Annotated in this window: 17 protein-coding genes; 9 read left to right on the forward strand and 8 right to left on the reverse strand. The window is 40.4% G+C overall.

The window, feature by feature from the left end:
- Positions 1-97 precede the first annotated feature (97 nt).
- Together F3J02_RS15645 and F3J02_RS15650 are read left to right on the forward strand one after the other, a co-directional pair.
- On the forward strand, positions 98-1,114 hold the full coding sequence (locus F3J02_RS15645) for an alpha/beta fold hydrolase (protein WP_167250765.1): 1,017 nt from the start codon (positions 98-100) through the stop codon (positions 1,112-1,114).
- Between the two features lie 24 nt (positions 1,115-1,138).
- Positions 1,139-2,149, forward strand: coding sequence for a hypothetical protein (locus F3J02_RS15650; RefSeq protein WP_167250767.1), 1,011 nt, complete (start codon positions 1,139-1,141; stop codon positions 2,147-2,149).
- 22 nt (positions 2,150-2,171) lie between these two features.
- On the opposite strand, the gene F3J02_RS15655 is transcribed toward F3J02_RS15650, so the two are convergent.
- The gene (locus F3J02_RS15655) at positions 2,172-4,217 is read right to left on the reverse strand and encodes a TonB-dependent receptor domain-containing protein (protein WP_167250769.1); all 2,046 of its coding nucleotides are present in this window, start codon (positions 4,215-4,217) and stop codon (positions 2,172-2,174) included.
- Positions 4,218-4,442: 225 nt separating this feature from the next.
- Positions 4,443-5,081: a Fe-S biogenesis protein NfuA gene (gene nfuA, locus F3J02_RS15660; RefSeq protein ID WP_004652044.1), complete on the reverse strand. Its 639-nt coding sequence runs from the start codon at positions 5,079-5,081 to the stop codon at positions 4,443-4,445.
- A 153-nt stretch (positions 5,082-5,234) separates the two neighbouring features.
- Between nfuA and F3J02_RS15665 the strand changes: the two genes are divergently transcribed.
- The 5 genes from F3J02_RS15665 (at position 5,235) to F3J02_RS15680 (ending at position 10,235) form a co-directional block, all read left to right on the forward strand.
- Positions 5,235-5,852 (forward strand): rhomboid family intramembrane serine protease, encoded by a 618-nt coding sequence (locus F3J02_RS15665; protein ID WP_005145015.1) that lies wholly within the window; start codon positions 5,235-5,237, stop codon positions 5,850-5,852.
- A 134-nt stretch (positions 5,853-5,986) separates the two neighbouring features.
- Positions 5,987-7,669, forward strand: coding sequence for an arylsulfatase (locus tag F3J02_RS15670; protein WP_167250771.1), 1,683 nt, complete (start codon positions 5,987-5,989; stop codon positions 7,667-7,669).
- A complete protein-coding gene (locus F3J02_RS15675) occupies positions 7,666-8,667 on the forward strand; it encodes an SUMF1/EgtB/PvdO family nonheme iron enzyme (RefSeq protein WP_216076287.1) in 1,002 nt (333 codons plus the stop codon). The genes F3J02_RS15670 and F3J02_RS15675 overlap by 4 nt, the downstream gene beginning before the upstream one ends.
- Positions 8,668-8,762: 95 nt before the next feature.
- Positions 8,763-8,924 (forward strand): hypothetical protein, encoded by a 162-nt coding sequence (locus F3J02_RS18805; RefSeq protein WP_416224654.1) that lies wholly within the window; start codon positions 8,763-8,765, stop codon positions 8,922-8,924.
- A 183-nt stretch (positions 8,925-9,107) separates the two neighbouring features.
- A complete protein-coding gene (locus F3J02_RS15680; protein ID WP_167250773.1) occupies positions 9,108-10,235 on the forward strand; it encodes a helix-turn-helix transcriptional regulator in 1,128 nt (375 codons plus the stop codon).
- 18 nt (positions 10,236-10,253) lie between these two features.
- Here the strand turns inward: F3J02_RS15680 and epmA are convergent, their stop codons facing one another.
- Both epmA and F3J02_RS15690 read right to left on the reverse strand, forming a co-directional pair.
- The gene (gene epmA, locus F3J02_RS15685) at positions 10,254-11,237 is read right to left on the reverse strand and encodes an EF-P lysine aminoacylase EpmA (protein WP_167250775.1); all 984 of its coding nucleotides are present in this window, start codon (positions 11,235-11,237) and stop codon (positions 10,254-10,256) included.
- Positions 11,234-12,301 (reverse strand): 4-phosphoerythronate dehydrogenase, encoded by a 1,068-nt coding sequence (locus tag F3J02_RS15690; protein WP_167250777.1) that lies wholly within the window; start codon positions 12,299-12,301, stop codon positions 11,234-11,236. Before F3J02_RS15690 ends, epmA begins: the two co-directional genes overlap by 4 nt.
- Positions 12,302-12,491: 190 nt before the next feature.
- On the opposite strand from F3J02_RS15690, the gene F3J02_RS15695 reads away from it, so the two are divergent.
- Positions 12,492-12,866, forward strand: a complete 375-nt coding sequence (locus F3J02_RS15695) for a diacylglycerol kinase (RefSeq protein ID WP_167250879.1) — start codon at positions 12,492-12,494, stop codon at positions 12,864-12,866.
- 68 nt (positions 12,867-12,934) lie between these two features.
- On the opposite strand, the gene groL is transcribed toward F3J02_RS15695, so the two are convergent.
- From groL to F3J02_RS15715, 4 genes are all read right to left on the reverse strand, one after another.
- Positions 12,935-14,569: a chaperonin GroEL gene (gene groL / locus F3J02_RS15700; RefSeq protein WP_005202097.1), complete on the reverse strand. Its 1,635-nt coding sequence runs from the start codon at positions 14,567-14,569 to the stop codon at positions 12,935-12,937.
- Between the two features lie 58 nt (positions 14,570-14,627).
- Entirely contained in the window at positions 14,628-14,918 is a 291-nt protein-coding gene (locus F3J02_RS15705; RefSeq protein ID WP_004652030.1) for a co-chaperone GroES, read from the reverse strand.
- 175 nt (positions 14,919-15,093) lie between these two features.
- Positions 15,094-15,861, reverse strand: a complete 768-nt coding sequence (locus F3J02_RS15710) for a metallophosphoesterase family protein (RefSeq protein WP_167250779.1) — start codon at positions 15,859-15,861, stop codon at positions 15,094-15,096.
- Positions 15,842-16,780 carry a diacylglycerol/lipid kinase family protein gene (locus F3J02_RS15715; RefSeq protein ID WP_167250781.1) on the reverse strand — a complete coding sequence of 313 codons (939 nt, stop codon included), beginning with the start codon at positions 16,778-16,780 and terminating at the stop codon, positions 15,842-15,844. The genes F3J02_RS15710 and F3J02_RS15715 overlap by 20 nt, the downstream gene beginning before the upstream one ends.
- 397 nt (positions 16,781-17,177) lie before the next feature.
- On the opposite strand from F3J02_RS15715, the gene F3J02_RS15720 reads away from it, so the two are divergent.
- Entirely contained in the window at positions 17,178-19,007 is a 1,830-nt protein-coding gene (locus tag F3J02_RS15720; RefSeq protein WP_004801473.1) for a phosphoenolpyruvate carboxykinase (GTP), read from the forward strand.
- The last annotated feature ends 52 nt before the right edge of the window (positions 19,008-19,059 follow it).

Consider the following 19,059-nt stretch of genomic DNA (forward strand, 5'->3'; position numbering starts at 1 on the left):
TGGCAAGAATTTCCATACAGTTGTAGATTATGCAAATGACTCCGTGACCCCCTTCCCCAATAATCAATGGGTGTAAAAATAGATCAAGGACAGAACAATGAACACAAAAAACCAATTTGCAATGCCCTTTCGTAGGACATTCACAGCAGCTTTACTGGCATGCAGTTTAACCACCATTGCAATCAGCACCACACAGGCTGCAGAAATTGAAATGAGTTTCCAAAACCTATTACAACAAGAACGTGCTTGGGCAGGCTTACAAAATAAGACTTTAAAAGTGGGTGATATCACATGGTCATATAGCGAAGGTGGGCAAGCAGGCAAACCTATCGTCATCTTGATTCATGGCTTAGCAGGAAGTCGCGATAACTGGAACCGTGTTGCACGTGCCCTCACCACAAATTACCACGTCATCATTCCAGACCTTCCAGCCAGCGGTGAAACACAAGTTCCGAAAGATTTTGATTATTCAGTTCCAAACGTGACTGAAAAATTACGTCGTTTTGTTGAAGCAGCCAACCTCACAGGGCCAGCGCATGTTGCAGGCCATTCCTTGGGTGGCTCAATTGCGATGCTGTATGCTGGTCAATATCCATTTGAAACCAAAAGCTTATTCTTGATTGATGCGGCTGGTGTTTATAAGTCCGCTACGACCCCTTACCTAAAAGATCCAACCCAAGTAAAAAACATGATTGTGAGTAAGAAGGGTGACTTTAACTTCTTAATACAACAAGCCATGTATACACCACCATTTATTCCGAAGGAAATTGCACAAGCGCAAGAGAAAATGATGATTGGTCAGGTTGGGCAAACCCAAAAGATGGTTGATCAAATCATTGCACTCAATAAGTTATATACACCAGACTCATTTGCTTTACTGGCGCGCTCAATTGACGCACCAACGCTCATTTTATGGGGTAAACAAGATAAAATTATCAATGTTGAAGTTGCACCTGAGTTAAAATCGCTCTTGAAAAATGCGCAAACACCCGTGATCTTGGATAATGTTGGACATATGCCAATCTTGGAAGCAGATCAATTGGTGGTTCAGCAATATTTACCATTTCTAAGCAAGATTCAGGCACAAAAACCTGCAACTGTGCCATCACCATAAATTTGATTAATAATTTGAGATTTTATGTCTAAACAACCCATGATAGAACAACTGATTGATGCTCAACTTGATTTTCTTGACGCTGAGTTCGCACAAGCAGAAACCATTCAACTTGAGTTTAAACAGTTCTATCATTGGTTGCGTTTACAACAGCTACAGCATATTTGGTCATTTGAACAAATCTTTGAACTGATCGAAAAACAAATTTTAACCACACCTGCCAGCGCATTCTTGATTGAACAAATTGCGGAACATATTCGCTTTGCCTTGATTCACCCTATCAATGATCAAACCACCATTGAAGATGTTATCCCTGTACTGACCATCGACTCAATCGCACAGTATGTCGCAAGCAAAAGTGGACATCGCCAACGCTTGATGAAAACAGTGGTAAACAACCCGGCCTTTTCTGCATTAATTACCCAACTGATTCAGCATTCCATTCAAGATTATTTAGATAATTCTATGATGTCTAAACGTGTTCCCGGTGTTGGACATTTTATGAAAATGGGGAAATCGGTTTTAGAGTCAGTGACTGATTCCAATCTAAATGAAACAATTGGACATTATCTACAAAAGAATATTTTAAAAATCAGTCAAATGAGTGAAAAGGTCTTAAATCAGCATTTTAATGACGATAAACTCTACCATTTTCAAGCCAATCTCTGGCATAAAATTAAGGTCATGCCTTTATCGGTTTTGCGTAATTATGTCGAAGTACAAGATTTGCCTAAGACCGTGGGTATGGGACATGAAATTTGGGAACATATCCGTCAAACGCCTTACCTAAAACAGCAAGTGCATGATGGCGTCTATGCATGGTATGCACGTAATCAGGAACGAACTTTTGACCTGTTATTGCGTGATCTGAATATTGATGAAGAGTTGATTCAAAATCAGTTGACTGACCTACTATCACCTGTTTTACAGCAAGTCATCCAGACAGGTTATTTAAGACAACGTGCACGCGCGTATTTAGAGAAGTTTTATTATTCTGAAAAAACCCAAAATATTCTAGGTCAGAAAGATCGTTAAACGATCATTCTGACCTATTCACTTAGTATTTAACAGTTACGCCAACAAATGCACGCTGACGTTCTACTAAATATGAATCATCACCATTTGATAAATTCTTATCAAATAAGTTATTCAAACCGGTTCTAAAGGTAAGATTATCATTGTAGTTATAGTTTGCAGACACCCCAAAAATGGTATGTGGTTTTTGCAGACTACTGGTTGTTACATTATTACCAAAATATTGTTTTCCTGAATGTTTTGCATTGAATTCAAAAGCAAAAGCATCTGTTGGTTTCCAATTTAAAGCTGAGTTCACTGTAATTTTAGGTGTAGTAATTAGCTCTTCACCTGTATCTAAGTTTTTTGCCTCAAAGAAATAAGTCATATTATTATTCCAATACAACGTATCTGTGAGTGGGAAGTTCGCTACAACCTCTAAGCCTTTAGTACGTGCCTTACCTATATTTTCATAACGGGTATACCAACGACCATTAATCTTATCTAACGCTGCATAATCAATTTTATCTTTGAAATCAGTATGGAAATACGTCACACCAAGATCAGCGTTAAAGCCCGTATAATTGAAGCTAATTTCATAGTTGGTACTCTCTTCGGGTTGCAGATTTGGATTACCTGCCATGTAACAACCACCCGTCGTATAACCTAGTGGGATTAGAGAACTACAACCGCCTCCTCTAGAAAAAGTTGCAGCACCTGCAGTTGTTTCTTTTAATGATGGTGCACGGAAACCTTTTGCAACTCCACCTTTAATGGTGAAATCATTGACTGGATGGAAGACAAGATAAGCTCGTGGGCTATGATGTGAACCATATTTATCATCATGGTCTAATCGATCACCAATCGTTAAATTTAAGTTGTCTAATAAACTTATGCTATTTTCCAAGAAAACTGCCCACGTTTTATTATCGACAGTCGGATCTGAATATTTCTGTCCATCCCAACTTCCATCTGGCGATGTTCCAATGGTTTGAGTATTGGTTAACTCATTTTTCTTCCACTGTCCACCAAACGTTAATGATTGTTCAAACAATGCATTGAATGGGATATTCAAATTACCTTCAACAATTGTTTCATTTGACTTCGCAATGCCACTCTCATTACTACTATCGTAATCATTGTAATATGCAGACAGTTTAGATTTACCAAAACCCCAATCCCCATCATGGGAAATACTATAAGTATGGTGTTCTAAATTGTCTGGTCCCCAAGAGATTTCTCCCTCACTAATCGCACCACCACGTCCAACGACCTCACCAAATCCTGCTTTATTTTTTTGAGTTGAAATTCCAGCTTCAACAGCAACTTGATGTTTATCATTAATTTTATAATTCAATAATGCATTATAGTTTTCATCAATGTATCCAGAAGTTCCTTTACCAGCTTTAATATTCTGGTCTGCTTCACGCTCTGTACGACCAGCAGTTAAACGCAATCCTAAACTATCAGTTAATGGACCTGTCACCATAACGCCCATTTGATCAGTATGCCCTAAATCCCCTGAAGTCGTTGGAACAGTATAATTACGAGTTAAGCTCCCGCCCCATTTGGTTGGAATCTTACGAGTAATGATGTTGATTACCCCACCCATCGCATCTGAACCATAAAGTGATGACATTGGGCCACGTACCACTTCAATTCGTTCAATCATTTCTGGTGTAATCCAGTTTAAATCCTGACGGCCTAAATCTGGGCGATAGTTGGTATCACGCGAAGAACCAATACGTTTCCCATCAATTAAGATCAATGTGTAATTATCTGGTAAACCACGTAATTTAATTTTTGAACCGTCACCATTAGGACTCGTTCCCCCTGTAACACCAGGAACTTTATTCAATAATTCACCAATACTTGTTACCGGCTGTTTTTCTATATCTTCGCGGGTAATCACACTAATACTTGCAGGTGCATCTTTTACATCTACAGCTTGGCTACTAGCAGTCACAACAATTTTTTCGAGTTGAACAGCATCTTTATTTGTTTGAGTTTCTGCTGCATGTGCAACTGTCATCATACCGCTCAACACAGAAATTGTGAGTAGTGATTGACGTACTATTGTATTGGACATATTCCCACCTGATTCAGAAAAAATCTTAAGATTTGCTTAAAAATTCATGAGAATTCTAACAAAAAACAAATAAAACTCAATAAAAATGATAATTATTATTATTTATAAATTCATTTTGTTTTATATACATCTATTTATGAAATAAAAGAAAATGTTTTAATTTTTGATTAAACAATAAAAAAAGCCCTCGAAAGGGCTTTTAAAAATACAGTAAATTTCCAGCGATTATTTAAAATAAGCGCCTTCTGCTTGCGTATGATCGGTTTGATCCACTACACGCTGTAATTCAGGCACATGCTGTCTTAACGTAGTTTCGACACCTTGCTTCAAGGTGACATCAATCGCAGAACAACCTTGGCAACCACCACCAAATTTCAATACAGCAGTCAGACCATGTTCTGGATCATTATTTACTTCTACCAAACTACAATTACCGCCATGTCCTTCTAGACCTGGATTAATTTCAGATTGCAGTACATAGGTAATACGCTCTTCAATTGAAGCATCTGGACCGACACGCGGTACTTTTGAGTTTGGTGCACGGAATGTTAATTGACCACCAAAACGATCTTTGTTGTAGTCAATTACGGCATCAACCAAATAGGGAATTGATGGTGCATCAACATAAGCAGGAAAATTAGGATAATCCTGTTTATAGTCTGTCGGCACCACCTCTTCAGGTGCGCTATATGCCATACAACATTCAGCACGTGGAGTACCTGGATGCTCTACAAAAACACGAACGCCAATTCCTGGGGTATTTTGCTTTGCTAATAAATCACCTAAATACTCTTGTGCAGATGGAGTAATTAAAAGGTTTGGAATTTCTTCTGCGACAGCAGTGTTGGTGTTCTCAGTCGACATAACAATAATCCTCAAGCTGATGTCGTTATATTAACCGAAGATGGAGGGTAATAAAAAAAAATCAACCATTTTTGTAGGAATTCTATGCAAGAACATTGTTTATTAAGTTTTTAATGGCATTATTGCTTAGACACTGATCAATTTAAAACCTATATGTTACATCTACCCTTTGGTCACACTGTGACTCTTATCATTATTACTGTTGCAATCTCCTTATTGGCCTTCTCTAATCAGGCTGTAATGAACCGTTTGATCTTTTGGCCTCCTGCAATGCAACGTGGACAATATGACCGTTTTATCACGCATGGCTTTATTCATGCCGATGGTACGCATCTATTGTTCAATATGATCACGCTGTTTTTCTTCGGCAATATTATCGAAAGCTTCTATCGTCAGTTTTTCTATGACATGGGCTTTGTTCTGTTCTATTTGGGCGGACTGATTGTTGCGATTTTACCGAGCTATCTGAAGCATCGTCATGATGCACGATGGGCGAGCTTAGGTGCTTCTGGTGCAGTCTCGGCAGTGCTATTTGCCTATATCCTATTCCAGCCATGGAATCTGATTTTTGTATTCTTTATTCCAGTTCCTGCAATTATTTTTGCCATTTTATATGTAGCTTATAGCATCTGGTCAGGTAAACGCGGCAATAGCAATATCAACCACAGTGCGCATCTCTGGGGTGCTGCCTATGGCGTTGTGGTGACTATCATCTTGGAACCGCGAGTTGTTCCACATTTCTTGAATCAACTCACCAAAATCCCATTTTAAATCATCTTAGGAATAAGCCCCTGCATTGGGGCTTTTCTTTTTTTAAGATTAATAATCAAATTTTAATTATTTTTATCATAAAAATCATATCTCTAAACTCGCCATAATTCTTTTATAAAATTAAGTCGATTCTCATGTCTCGTAATAGCCTTCTTAGCACGCTTTCAATTGCGTTATTTAGCCTTTCAATTTCAGCTTGCAGTAATAATGATTCTGATGACTCCAATACCGTAGTTGAAACCAAGAAACAACCCAATATTTTATTCATTATGGCAGATGACTTAGGCTATTCAGACTTAGGGGCTTTCGGTGGGGAAATTCATACCCCAAATATCGACGAACTGACCCGAGCAGGTCGCATTTTAACGGATTACCATACTGCCCCAACCTGCTCACCGACCCGCTCACAATTGATTTCGGGAACTGACCACCATTTAGCAGGTATTGGCGCAATGGCTGAACTCACACCTGAGCATCTAAAAGGTCAGCCTGGTTATGAAGGTTATTTAAATGAACGTTCACTTTCGATTGCCGAAGTTCTCAAAGACAATGGCTATCGAACCTATATCAGTGGTAAATGGCATTTGGGCTTGACCGATGCAACCAACGCGCATGCCAAAGGGTTCGATCATTCATTTACGCTATTACAAGGTTTAGACCTTCATTTTAAACAGGCTCCTACTGCCTATAAACGTAATGCGACTTATACCGAAGATGGTAAACCAGTTCCGATTTCATCCTTGCCTGATGATTTCTTCTCCACCAACTACTTCACCGACAAACTGATCAGTTATCTAGAATCAGGTAAAAATTCAGGTAAACCGTTCTTTGCCTATGCCGCTTACACAGCACCACATTGGCCTTTACAAGCACCTGCTGAATATCGTGATCGTTATCGTGGTGTTTACGATGTAGGCTATGATGTAATCCGAGACGCACGTATTGCACGACAAAAACAACTCGGATTAATTCCAGCTAACTTTAAAGCAGCTGAACCAATCGCAACACAAAATGCACCCCAAAAATATGGCAAATGGAATGAGCTTTCAACCGAGCAAAAAGCCCTAGAAGCACGCAGAATGGAAATCTACGCGGGTATGGTGGAAAATCTGGATGCCAATATTGGTCGGGTAATTCAATATCTAAAACGTAATAACTTATATGACAACACTTTAATTTTCTTTGTTTCCGATAATGGAGCAGAAGGTTTTATTCGTGGAAATTATGGAGCTGAGGCAGGTTTTGATAACAGTGTCAATAATGTCGGTACATCAAACTCTTATCACTATGTTGGACCACGTTGGGCGGAAGTCAGCGCGGCACCCTTCCATCTCTGGAAAGATACTGCCGGTGAAGGTGCAACCACCGCACCTGCAATTGTAAAACTGCCATACCAAACCAAAGCCCAAGCAACTCATCATGGTTTTGCCTCAGTATTGGATGTGTTCCCAACCGTGCTCGACTACGCAAATATTGCCGTCCCACAAGGGCAATATAAAGGCCGTCAAATCAATACACCAAGCGGCTATTCTTGGAAACCCGTACTCGACAATAAAGCCCAAGCCATTCGCCCAGTCAACTTTAGCTTTGCCGATGAATTGCATGGCAGTAAATATGCACGTCAAGGGGACTGGAAAATTGCATTACAAGGTAAATCAGAACTCGGAACAGGTGCATGGGAGTTATACAACTTGAAAAATGATCGAGGTGAAACGCAAAACCTTGCTCAGGATAATCCTGCCAAGTTACAAGAACTGGTGGATGTCTATAACAAATATACCCAGCAAAATGGTGTTAAGGAATACAACATTAAATGAAGTGGATTACCTTTTTAATTTCACTCTGCAGCCTGTCCCTTGTGACAGGCTGCAGCAAAGTTAAGCCTGCTAACACTCATTCACATACTCAAAACAGCACCGAGGCTCAACTGGGTACATTGCAGCAATGCCAACAGTATTCTGGTTTACCCGAAGCATGGCAAAACAGTAAAACCGCTGGGATGGTATGGGTTCCTAAAGGTTCATTTCAATTGGGTTCAAACTTAGCCTACCCTGATGAGCTGAATTTTGGCCAAGCACAACGTCAGGTGGCAGGTTTTTGGATCGATCAAACCGAAGTGACGGTTGCCCAGTTTTCCAGTTTTGTTAAAGCAACAGGCTATATCACTGATGCGGAAAAACAGAAACAAGCTGCAGTATTTTCTCCTGATGTGAATAACCCAAATCAATGGTGGCAACTGAAAGCATATTACACATGGAAAACACCGAATGGCGCTCAAGGCCAGCCTCCATTGCCGTCTGAGCCAGTTCGCTATGTCACTAAAAATGATGCTGAGCACTATGCTGTTTGGTTAGGTCGGGATTTACCTACAGAACAAGAATGGGAATATGCAGCCAAGGCTGGTTCGAAAACCGATACCCCTTTACACCAAGCACCACAGGATACCCACCAACATCCACAAGCCAATTATTGGCAAGGTGAATTTCCTTTCAATAATACGGTTGAAGATCATTTTCAAAGTGTTGCACCCGTCGGCTGTTACCCTGCCAATGCCTTTAAGCTGTTCGATATGATTGGCAATGTCTGGGAGTGGACCTCATCTGTTTATCACGGCGCACATGATCAGCACATGGGCAATTACGCAGAACTGCGTCAACAAAACAGTACCGCAACGCAATATGTACTTAAAGGCGGTTCTTTTCTATGCGCCTCCAACTTTTGCGCCCGTTATCGAAATAGCAGCCGCTATCCGCAAGAATTTGATTTGGCAGCTACGCATGTCGGATTTAGAACGGTTTTACGTACAGCTGAATGATACAAATCTATGTTAAAAACCTGCATCATTCTGCTCGCTGAAACCGACTGATCGATTTACAGTAGTAGGGAAAGCAATAACAATAGGATGCAAGGATGAAAATAATACTGCTCTGCTTCAGCACTTTACTTACATTCGGCTTATCGGCCTGTGCCGTACATACCCCGCATGGCAGCGTAATTGTTGATCCAGACAACCATCATGATAGTCATGGTGATTTCTGCCCTCCAGGACAAGCCAAAAAGGGGCGCTGCTAAGCCCCAATTTGCCTAAACTGATTATTGCGTTTAGGCATATTTCGTTCAAAGCTGATTTAACTTTAAATACTCATTTCATCTGATAATTGCATAAGAAGTCACATTTTTTTAATTTAATAATTTCATTTAGTTAAAATCCATATAGACTATATGGAATACATTCTATTTTCGATGGAATTTTAGATGACTCTAAGCCAACACAGCCCAGTCGTGGACATCTTGAATAAAGTTCAGCATGCTGATGATTGGATGATCTTCTTAGAGCAACTGAATCACTATTTTGATGTGCAAGCTTCGCAACTGTTGGCTGTTGACCTTGAAGTCCAAGCACTCTCTTTCAGCGTCCATCACGGTGTGAATTTTGACTCCAATCAACTGGAACAAGCCGCACTGACCCAAATCCGCTTGGCCATAGATGATGACCCGCGTTTAAAGAAAATGCTTTTGGGACCGATGACGGGATGGATGCATTGCAATCAACACTTTCAAGAGCACGAAATCACCCAAACACAAGTTTACCAACGTGTTTTACAGCCCTTAGATCTACGTTTCTGTTCAGCCATTCAAATCATTTATGATCATAAAGTCTGTGTATTACTGGCCTTTCTCACCAGCCCTAAGCGTGGTGCATTAAGCTGTATTGAACTTCAGCCGATTTATGAAATTTTACCGATCGTACAGCAGAAAATTCAACAATATCGCCATCATTTTGAATATTCCACCATGACCTTACTTGGGTCACAGTTAATTCAAAAAATGAACCAACCGATTGCGATTATTAACCTCAATGGGGATATCTTAGAAATTAATCGTGAAGCTGAACAGTTACTGGAGCATAATCCGCATATTTGCATTCAGCAACGCCGCTTTATTTTCAGTGAAAATAAGCAAATCCAATTCGATCAACACCTGATTGAACTCGAACGTCAGTATAAAAACAATCCTAAACAAACAAGTCATGAATGTTCTAAAATCATGCTGCTCGATCAACACTTATTCTTAACGCTAGATTTACTCAGCCCAGAAAAAAGCCATAAGATTTTTGGCCTTCGTCCAGTCTTACTTGCAACCTTTTCTGGATTAAAACAGAAGCCAAAATATCAGAAAGACATTTGTACCCAGCTGTTTATGTTTACACCTGTTGAACATAAAATATGTGAGCAACTGCTTGAGGGCAAAACCACCAAAGAAATTGCCCTTTCACATGAAATTCAAGCGGATACGGTAAAGAAGCATCTGCAATCAATTTTCAAAAAAACCGGAACTCATCGCCAAAGTGAATTAATACAGCTATTGATGCAACTTCTATAAAGATTGAAAATAAAAGCCTTAGGCAATCTCTGCTGGGAATGCAATGACCTGATCAATTTTGACTTGATTCATGGCAACCATAAGTAAGCGGTCGATACCCAAAGCAATACCAGAACATTCTGGCATATGGGGTAAAGCTGCCAATAAATATTGATCCGTTGGAATCACAGCCAAACCCTGCTTTGCACGTTCTGCATTATCTGCCTCAAAACGAGATGCTAGAACTTCAGCATCTAATAACTCATCATAGGCATTTGCCAGCTCTAGACCTTCGATATAAACCTCAAAACGAGCTGCAACGGACTCACCATCCTCGTCCAGTTTTACTTTGGCCAATGACGCCATTTCAGGTGGGAAGTCAGTTAAAAATACAGGCGCATCAAAGCCCAGACTTGGCTCAACAAAGTGCGAAAATAACAGATCCATATAAGCCAGACGATCATCACCCAAATCAAGATTAAGCCCAACACGATTGGCAGTCTCTTTGAGTTGTTTCAAGCTGGCTTGCAAAGGATTAATATCCAAACGATCCTGAAAAGCATGCTTATAACTGAGAACTACTGGACGAATATCACCAAAACGATGTGCCAAACAGGTTTCTAACAGATCCGCAGTTTCATGCATCAAGCCTTTTAAGTCTAATCCCGGTCGATACCATTCCAACATGGTAAATTCACTGTTGTGCTTACGCCCGTGTTCATCATCGCGAAACACTTTGCAAATTTGATAGATTGCCCCACTGCCACTGGCCAATAAACGTTTCATTGGAAATTCAGGTGAGGTCTGTAAATACTGGGTATTTAATTTGCCATGAATATGACGCTGTACTTGAACAGAAGCCAAATGTACATCCGTCACCCCTGCCTGAGACAAAACTGGAGTTTCTACTTCTAAAACGCTGCGTTGTGCAAAAAACTGACGAATCTTGCCGTACATCTCCGCACGTGCTTTTAAGGCATCAATTGAACAGGTTGGTTGATAGCTTTTCATTGCTTGACTCATGCTTTTGGTCCACCGTGTGCAGCCCACTCACGGCGTAAGGGATAATTTTTCCGAAGTAGGTCAAATGCTGTTTGCTCTACCTTACCTGCTTGTACACACGCACGTAGTTGCTGATCATCGGCAGCAATATCATAAATCTGAGTCAGATGTTGTTTAAGCGCAGCTTTTAAATCCTGCTGCCCAAAATATTGTTCCACCTGAGGCAATTGACTCTCAAAACGCTTTGAGACTTGATAAGAAAATTTATCGCAAAAAGCTTGATAGATCATTTGTGTGCCTCTGGCCTTACCTTCCAGACTATAGCCCGCAATATGTGGTGTCGCCAATGCCAGTAAATGCAACAATTGCTCAGAAATTTCAGGTTCAAACTCAAATACATCGAGAACGACTTGACGCTGCGTCGCGATAATATCTGCCATTAATGCAGCCTGTTCAATGACAGGACCACGCGCACTATTGATTAAAATAGCAGAAGGTTTCATTGCAGCCAAAGCAGTTGCATCAAATAAATGCTGTGTCGGGAAATCACCCGATAAGATCAAAGGCACATGAATTGAGATTGCATCGGCACGTTTTAACAGCTCAGAAAAAGAGACATTTTCAATACCGCCTAATTGCACATAAGGATCATAGCCAATGACATTCCAGCCGAGCAGTTGTGCCATTACAGCAAGACGACTACCGACATTACCTAAACCAACAATGGCTAAAGTGAAGGCTTTATTTTGTTCTAATAAGCCGATATCTAAATGCAATAAAGCCGTAATCACATATTCAGCGACAGCTTGCGCATTACAACCCGCTGCATTACTCCACGCAATATGTTGTTGCTCTAAGGCTTGAATATCTAGGTGATCGGTTCCGATAGTGGCGCTGCCCACGAATTTGATCGAGGTCTGGTCAATTAAGGCATGGTTTACTTTGGTCACAGAGCGAATTAAAAGTGCATCGGCATCCTGTACATCAGCATGGGTCAGAGTACGTCCTGCTCGGTGCTGTATTTCTGCAAATTCCGCAAAGAAATAATCGGTAAATGCCAAATTTTCATCTGCGATAATTTTCATGCAGCGTTTTCCTTCAATAATTCTGTGCTTATTATCCTTAGCACAGCACAAATTGACAATTTATAAATGCAGGCTTTGTAGAGATTAATGACAGAAAGCTGTGGCTTATACTATACGCATGCGACATATTGCCAATTTACTGCAACATCTTTGCTCTTATAATACGCCTTTCTCTCATTCCTCTATCGTAATGACGCAATACTCTCCCTATAAAGGCAAAAGTGGCATTAAAAGGATTCTCAATGCCACAGGCTATTCAATCGCAGGATTTAAAGTTGCTTTTAGCCACGAAGCTGCCTTCCGACAAATCCTATTACTGAATGTGATCTTGATCCCACTCAGTTTTTTTGTACACGTATCAGCCGTTGAGCAAGCACTTATGGTTGCTGTCTGTTTATTGGCGATTATTGTAGAGCTGTTTAATTCCGCTATTGAAGCTGTAGTTGATCGTGTGTCCTTAGAAAAAAATCCATTGTCTAAGAATGCAAAAGATATGGGTAGTGCTGCGCAATTTGTTTCCTTGGCGATTATCTTTTTTACTTGGATGATTATTTTATTTCGATAAATTCCAAGAAATATCCATAAAAAAATCCCTGCATATGCAGGGATTTTTTTATTTAGACGTAGATGTGATTACATCATGCCGCCCATACCACCCATACCGCCCATATCTGGAGCAGCTGGTTTATCTTCTGGGATATCAGTAATCATACATTCAGTCGTTAACATCAAACCAGCAACAGAAGCTGCGTGTTCAAGTGCAGAACGCGTTACTTTAGCAGGGTCAAGAATACCCATTTCCAACATATCGCCATATTCGCCAGTTGCAGCGTTATAACCGAAGTTACCTTCACCCGCTTTAACTGCATTGATCACAACTGAAGGCTCATCACCTGCATTTGAAACGATTTGACGAAGTGGCGCTTCAATCGCACGACGTAAAATGTTGATACCTGCAGTTTGATCTTCGTTCGCGCCTTTTAAGCCATCCAATACGTTTACAGCACGTACCAGTGCAACACCACCACCTGCAACAACACCTTCTTCTACTGCTGCACGAGTTGCGTGAAGCGCATCGTCAACACGATCTTTCTTCTCTTTCATTTCAACTTCAGTTGCCGCACCAATTTTGATGACTGCAACACCGCCAGCTAATTTAGCAACGCGTTCTTGAAGTTTTTCTTTGTCGTATTCAGAAGTAGATTCTTCAATTTGCGCACGGATCTGTTGAACACGTTCAGCGATTTGTGCAGCATTACCAGCACCATCAACAATTACTGTATTTTCTTTAGAAACAGTGATTTTGTGTGCAGTACCTAGATCTTGAAGAGAAGCTTGCTCTAAAGACATGCCTACTTCTTCAGAAATCACAGTCGCGCCAGTCAAGATCGCGATGTCTTGAAGCATTGCTTTACGACGGTCACCAAAACCAGGTGCTTTAACCGCACATACTTTGATAATACCGCGCATGTTGTTCACAACAAGTGTTGCAAGCGCTTCGCCTTCAACATCTTCAGCGATGATAAGAAGTGGTTTACCAGTTTTAGCAACCGCTTCTAATACAGCGATCAATTCACGGATATTGCCGATTTTTTTATCAACAAGAAGGATGAACGGATTTTCAAGTTCAGCAGTTAAGGTATCTTGCTTGTTCGCGAAGTATGGAGAGATATAACCACGGTCGAACTGCATACCTTCTACAACGTCTAATGCGTCTTCAAAGCCAGAACCTTCTTCTACAGTGATAACACCTTCTTTACCTACTTTTTCCATCGCTTGAGCGATAAGTTTACCAACAGTCGTATCAGAGTTCGCAGAGATTGAACCTACTTGTTCAATTGCTTTGAAATCATCAGCAGGTTTTGCATTGGTACGGATATTTTCAACTACAGTTTTCACTGCGATGTCGATACCACGTTTTAAATCCATTGGGTTCATACCTGCAGTTACAGATTTGATCCCTTCATTTAAGATTGCTTGAGCAAGTACAGTTGCAGTTGTTGTACCGTCACCCGCAATGTCATTTGTTTTAGAAGAAACTTCGCGAACAAGTTGAGCACCCATGTTTTCAAACTTGTCTTTTAAAGAAATTTCTTTCGCAACGGTTACACCATCTTTAGTGATGTGCGGTGCACCGAAAGAACGGTCGATGACAACGTTACGGCCTTTAGGACCTAAAGTTACTTTAACTGCATCTGCAAGTACGTTTACGCCTGCAATCATTTTTGAGCGAGCTGAATCACCAAATTTTACGTCTTTAGCTGACATGTTAAACTCCGAATCTTTTTAAATACTGTATCTGATTAATTTGTGAGTTATGGATCAATTAGCCTTCAAGTACAGCTAAGATATCTGACTCTTTCATGATCAAGAGTTCTTCACCGCTTACTTTTACTGTTGTACCTGCATAAGTACCGAACAATACTTTATCGCCAACTTTAACGTCTAAAGCGCGAACGCCATTGTCAGTGATTTGACCATTACCGACTGCAATTACTTCACCTTGAGATGGTTTTTCAGCAGCAGAACCTGGAAGTAAAATACCACCAGCCGTTTTAGTTTCTTCTTCTACGCGACGAATCACAACACGATCATGTAATGGGCGAATGTTGCTCATAGTTAACTCCATCAGACTTAGTCTTATTGATTAATGTGTATCGCCAATTCATGGCAATACATAAAATTTTGATATGCCACTTTTGTGGGGTTAAAAAAAATAGCTTCAAGGGGAAAATGAAAAAAAATTCTACTTATAGATGTTTTTTTAAACATCAAAATCTATAGCTGCCGAATTAAACAACAGTTTGTGATTTCAGAAATATTTTAAGCGACTCATCAAACCAATAATGCTCAATCGCTCCATCATTCAAAATCACATTAAAACTATTCGAGAATCCAAAGCGTAATCGGTTTGAAGTTGCTGTACCCGCATGAATATCCAAGATGGGATGATCGAATCCTAACTCAAAAATTTGATTTAAATTGTGTATAGCCACTTTGTGTAAATGTCCATGCAATAAACCAAACAAGCCTGTTGCGCCCCATTTTTCCAACGCGATTTTCCCCAAAACTGGACAGTCTTTATCACCATGCTCATTCGGAAAGGTATAAAAGGGTTGATGAAAAACCACCAATTTTATTTTGTTGGCTGGCGCATTGTTTAACTTCTCGTAAGTCTCATGAATTTGCTCAAGTGAAATATGACCACGGGTATGGTAACGGCGGCGAATACTATTCATCCCAACTATATAAAAATGCTCCGTTTCCAGCGTTGTTTCCAAACGACCAAAGAATGCCTGATAACGAACAAAAGGCGAAAAGAAGCGATTCCATACATGGTAAAGCGGAATATCGTGATTACCTGGCACCACCAAATAAGGAAGATTGAGCGTATCTAGAAATTGTCGACATGCATAAAACTGCTTAAGGCGCGCACGTTGGGTAAGATCACCACTCACAATCACGGCTTCAGGACGATGTTGATGGCAAAACTGCTTGATTGCATCAATGCAGACTTCACGCTCCGTTCCAAAATGCAGATCAGACAGATGTAACAGCATTCGGAACCATCACTTTTAAGGCTGATTTTTTGACTGAGAATTTTAACGGGGTTTGCATTTCCATAAGTTCTCCATCCACTGCAACCGTTAACTTTGCCTTTTTACAATCGACCTGTATATGTTCGGCACAAAATGAATACACATCTGAAGCCTGATCAATTTTTCCCTGAATCAGTTTCCATAACATTTTTAATAAACTGAGACGATCACTTTTAGCCACCACCACACCTGCCAACTTTCCATTGGCAGCACACTCGGCAATTCTTAACTTCATATCACTCAGTTGCAGTTGATTATTACCAAAGAAAACCAATGGGGTCGCAACAGGATATCTCTGCCCATCCACAGTGACAGCCAGTTTTAAAGATTTATGCTCTCGAAGTAATACATCTAAACCAGAGGTATAGGCATGAAGTGGAAATCGCCCTAGACGCTGATTATATAATTCACGTTTTTTTATAAATAAAGGGTATAAACCCAAACTCGCATTATTCAAATAAATCTGATCATTTATTCCCGCAACGTGTACTGATTGTATCGAACCCGTTGCAATCACCTCTGCCGCTTGCGCAACATCAATAGGAATATGCAAAGCACGTGCAACATAGTTAAATGTCCCCAATGGTATGATCCCCATCGGAATATCTGTATGCATCAATTGTTTTGCAACTGCATTTAAAGTTCCATCTCCCCCGGCTGCAACGACAACCCCCTTATGCTCAGAAGACTGATGCCGAGCCAAGACCGTTGCCATCATGTCATCAAAGTGAACGTGAGAATTTAACTCAAAAACCTGAATTTCGAACCCATATTGCGTCCAAAAGGTCATGAGACGCTCATATTCGTCATCTTGTTGAGCGGCATGAAAACCTGATTTTTGATTATAAATAATAGATAAAGGCTTTACATTTTGAGCCATAAATCTCAACCTTAAGACAGATCATTTACATATTTTTGTTTACAAAATCAACAAATAAAAGCTTGTTTATGTAAATTTTGAATGAGCTTCATTCATATAATCAATAACAATTCTCAAAAAAATAAAAATATCGTAAGATATTGTTTTGTAATGTGATTTATAACAAAAATAACATATATAAATAAACAAAATATTAAAATATAAAATAATAAAGTCAAATAAAAACAACACATTAAACCAAAATATGCATTTCCACATTCACACCCCTCACTATTCTTTAGTCTTATATTTTTTATGATTTTATGCTTTAATACAGCCACTTTTTTTACTTCCTCTATCTTACTGCCATCCAGTAGATAGAACTTGTACGTTGTACACATTTTAAAAAGGCATCACCATGACCCAAGTGAACGCACCAGAATTCGTTCGTCACCCTAAGCTTATTGCATGGGTGGAAGAAATTGCAAAATTGACCAAACCAGCAAAAATCGAATGGTGTGACGGCAGCGAAGAAGAATATCAACGTCTTATGGACTTGATGATCGCTAACGGCACCATGCAAAAACTTAACCAAGAAAAACATCCTGGTTCTTATCTTGCAAATTCTGACCCTTCTGACGTTGCTCGTGTTGAAGACCGTACTTATATCTGCTCGCAAAATGAAGAAGATGCTGGCGCAACAAACAACTGGGTTGCTCCTGCAGAAATGCGCGAAAAATTAAATGGATTATTTGACGGTGCAATGGAAGGCCGTACCATGTATGTGGTTCCCTTCTCGATGGGTCCTTTAGGAAGCCACATTGCTCACATTGGTATCGAGTTAACAGATTCACCTTACGTTGCAGTCAGCATGACTAAAATGGCACGTATGGGTAAAGCAGTTTATGACGTGTTAGGTACAGATGGTGAGTTTATCCCATGCGTACACACTGTTGCTGCACCATTAAAAGATGGTCAAAAAGATGTTGCTTGGCCATGTAACAACGAAAAATATATCGTTCACTATCCAGAAACTCGTGAAATCTGGTCTTACGGTTCTGGTTACGGCGGCAATGCATTATTGGGTAAAAAATGCTTAGCATTACGTATTGCTTCTGCAATGGGTCGTGAGCAAGGCTGGTTAGCTGAACACATGCTGATTTTAGGTGTGACTAACCCACAAGGTGAAAAACACTACATCGCAGCAGCATTCCCTTCTGCATGTGGTAAAACAAACTTTGCAATGTTAATTCCACCAGCAGGTTACGAAGGCTGGAAGATTGAAACAGTAGGTGACGATATTGCTTGGATCAAACCAGGTGAAGATGGTCGCTTATATGCAATCAACCCAGAAGCTGGTTTCTTCGGTGTTGCGCCTGGTACAAATACCAAAACCAACCCGAACTGTATTGCAACCATGCATAAAGATGTGATTTACACCAACGTTGCTGTGACTAAAGATGGCGAAGTATGGTGGGAAGGTCTAACTAAAGAAGTTCCAGCTGACTTGATCACTTGGAAAGGCCAACCATACGTTGAAGGCGAAAAAGCAGCACATCCAAACTCACGCTTTACTGTTTCTGCTGGTCAATGCCCTTCGATTGACGCTGACTGGGAAAATCCAGCAGGCGTACCAATCTCTGCATTCATCTTCGGTGGTCGTCGTGCAGATACCGTGCCTTTAGTTTCTGAAGCATTTGACTGGGTTGATGGCGTTTATAAAGCAGCAACGATGGGTTCAGAAACAACTGCAGCAGCGGTTGGTCAACAAGGTATCGTTCGTCGTGACCCATTCGCAATGCTTCCATTTGCGGGTTACAACATGGCTGACTACTTCGGTCATTGGTTACAACTTGGTCAAGAAGTTGGTGCAAAAGCTGAAGCTGCTGGTAATAAATTACCAAAAATCTTCAACGTAAACTGGTTCCGTCGTGATGCTGAAGGCAACTTCGTATGGCCTGGTTTCGGTCAAAACATGCGTGTTCTTGAGTGGATTATCGACCGTTGTGAAGGCCGTGCTGAAGCGACTGAAACACCAATCGGTTATGTTCCAACTTACGAACAGTTAAACTGGAATGGTATTGATTTCTCTAAAGAGCAATTCAATACAGTCACAGCACAAGACAAAGATCAATGGATCAAAGAACTTGAAAGCCACACTGAGTTATTCACTAAACTTGGTGCTCGCTTACCTCAAGCGCTTAAAGATCGTCAAAATGAATTATTAGCAGCTGTTAAATCTGCTTAATCCCATTTATCGCCCTCTTGATCAAAGAGGGATCTAGGGAAACTAAAAAGGT

It is taken from the genome of Acinetobacter sp. Tr-809, assembly GCF_011753255.1.
Lineage (GTDB): Bacteria > Pseudomonadota > Gammaproteobacteria > Pseudomonadales > Moraxellaceae > Acinetobacter.